The sequence below is a fragment of the Calditrichota bacterium genome (assembly GCA_014359355.1).
In the GTDB taxonomy this organism is placed as follows: Bacteria; Zhuqueibacterota; Zhuqueibacteria; order JANLFK01; family Oleimicrobiaceae; genus Oleimicrobium.
Genome location: JACIZP010000281.1, coordinates 1 through 2579, shown reverse-complemented (window position 1 = coordinate 2579; position 2579 = coordinate 1). Strand labels below are relative to the sequence as shown.

The following is a 2579-nucleotide window of genomic DNA, read 5'->3' as shown; positions in this document are numbered from 1 at the left end:
TGCCGGCTTTGGCCGATACTCCACATTGACCTCAAAGCCCTTGATGTTCGCGTAGTCCTCGTTCACATAGAGGGTGTAGCCCACATATCTCCCGGAGAAATAGGGCATGTAGTAGTGCGTGCCGATCAGCCCGGTCACGTCCTTGTAATAAGCGGTCACGTGGGCAGCCAACGCGTTGCTGAACTGGTGCGCGAGCCCGGTCTCGTAAGCCACCGTCTTTTCCGCATCAAGGTCCGGCTGCCCGAAAAGAGGCTCACGTACATTCAGGTCGTATTGGCGATTCTCGTAGAAGTACTGGTATTCCGGGTTCTGGAAAAAGTGCCCGTAGGCAAAGTGCAGCTTGGTCCGCTCGCTCACCGGGTGAGCTATACCGATGCGCGGACTGAGTTGCCATTTGGGCTTGACGTTCTTTTCGCTGGCAGGGTCTAATGGGCTGGCCCGGAACTTGGTTCGCGCGTTGGCATAGTCAAAGCGCAGGCCGATATTCACCGTCAGGTAGGGGTACTCGATCTTGTCCTGCAGGTACGCCGCGCCTTCCACCGGCTTCTGATTGTAGTCGTTGATGTAGGGGAAATCCCTGGTGGGATCGTAGATGTCAAACAAGCGGAGACGGTGCTGCTTGACTTCGAATCCCGTTTTCAACTCGTTGCGCTGGCCGATCTGCCAAACGAAATCGCTTTTCAGGTCGACGGTGCGCGTCTTGCTCTTGGTAAGCTGCAAGGGGTCGGCCTTGCTGTAGAACTCGTAGCCGTTGCCAGCCCACGGCACATACTGTCGAACCGCCGGCGGCACATACTCGGACGTGTCCTTATCCACCCCGCTGTAGTAGTCCTGACTGAACACGGACAGGCGCACGTCGTAAAACATCCGGGCAGACACCGAATGGGTCAGAGACAAAATGGCCTGGCGACTATGTGACCGCGTGCGGGTGTACTGCTCAGGGATGTATTTCCAGAGATGGTTGTAGGGCTGGCTCTTGGTCTCGCTGTAGCGGCCACTTATGGCGACTTTCAGCCAAGGGGCTGGGCGTGCGGTCAGTTTGGCAAAACCCGTTGCCTCCCGCCGATAGCCGAAAGGCAACCAGCTGTCCCGCTGATTCTGTTCGCCCGAAAGAAAATAGGAGAGCTTGCTCTTTAGCAGCGGCCCACTCACGTAGCCGTTCGTGCGCCACTCCCCGTAGTCATGATAAGGGGCCACCCCGAACTGGCTCGTGCGGGTCTCTATGCTGCCGGAAACAACGTCGGAGCCTTCCCTGGTGACAATGTTGACGATACCGCTCAGCGCATCCCCGTACTCTGCACTGAAGGTGCCGCTCAAAAGGGTAAGCTCCTTGATGGCGTCGTTGTTGACCCTGGTACCCAAGCCCCCAAACAGCGGGTCTTCCACATACATGCCGTCGACTAGGTAGCCGACTTCGTTGCCGCGTCCGCCACGAATGTGAAGGCTACTCCCTCGGGCGATCACACCCGCCTGCGTGGCCAGCACCTCGGTGAAGCTCTGCACCGGCAAGGCGTCTATGCGCTCCTGGTCAACCACCGCGATGCTGCTGGTTACATCCTTCTGAATAAAAGGCCTCTCCGCCGTGACCACGACCTCCGGCAGAGTTATGGTCGTTTCCTGCAGCGCAAAGTCGACCCTGGTTGTCAGGTCGGCGGTGACCCGTACCCCGGCGACGGTGGTACGGCTGTAGCCCATCATCTGCGCGGTCAGCGAATAGGTCCCTGGTGGCACGTTGATGATGAAGAAGGTGCCATCCGAACCACTGGCCGCACCCAGCATGGTTCCTTCGATGACCACGCTCGCGCCGGGGAGGGGCAAGCCGCTGGCTTTGTCCCTCACCACGCCGGTGATCTTTCCTGTCGTACCGGCCAGAAGCTGTGAGGCGATCACCAAGCACACGATACAGAGCAAACGCCTCCGCGCCCTCATGGTTCCTCCAGAGGAAACTGAGACTGTTCGCAAGACTCAGGCGTCCCCCTGACGTCATACCCCAGATCGATAACACCCGCTTTCAATATAGCCACATTATCGTGAATTGTCAAGTACGATTCTTGCCCTGACCTGTTGACCGCACCCCGAGGATGTACATCGAATTCTGTTTCGGAAAGACCCGCACCCCACGCCGAGGGGAGAAAGCCATGGGCCTCCTCCCCTCGGGTGCTCATGCGTTGCTGGTGAGCATCGGCCCCTTAGCGCACCAACACCATCTTAGCCGTCTTCACTACCTCACCAGCCACCAACCGACACACATACACCCCCGACACCACCTGTCGCCCCAGCTCATCCCGACCGTCCCACCGCACACGGTACACCCCAGGCACCTGCTCCTCATCCACCAACCGCGCCACCCGCACCCCAAGCAGGTTGTACACCTCCACCCGCACGTGTCCCGCACGCGCTACCTCATACCGCACCTCCGTCTCCGGATTGAACGGGTTCGGGTAGTTGCCCAACCGATACTCCCGCGGCACTTCCCGACTCACTACCTCCACCCCCGTCTTCGGCCGCTGGTTGTCATAATCCCACGCGCTGTAAAACACCGGATCGATGCTCCCAAACTGCGAGTGAATCCCCGACGC

2 protein-coding genes are annotated in these 2579 nt (G+C 59.1%); both read right to left on the bottom strand.

The genetic code is table 11. From position 1 onward, the window contains the following. The coding region (locus H5U38_12305) for a TonB-dependent receptor (protein MBC7187806.1) at nucleotides 1-1929 on the bottom strand (1929 nt) is incomplete at its 3' end. Nucleotides 1930-2189: 260 nt separating this feature from the next. After that, the coding region (locus tag H5U38_12300) for a T9SS type A sorting domain-containing protein (protein MBC7187805.1) at nucleotides 2190-2579 on the bottom strand (390 nt) is incomplete at its 5' end.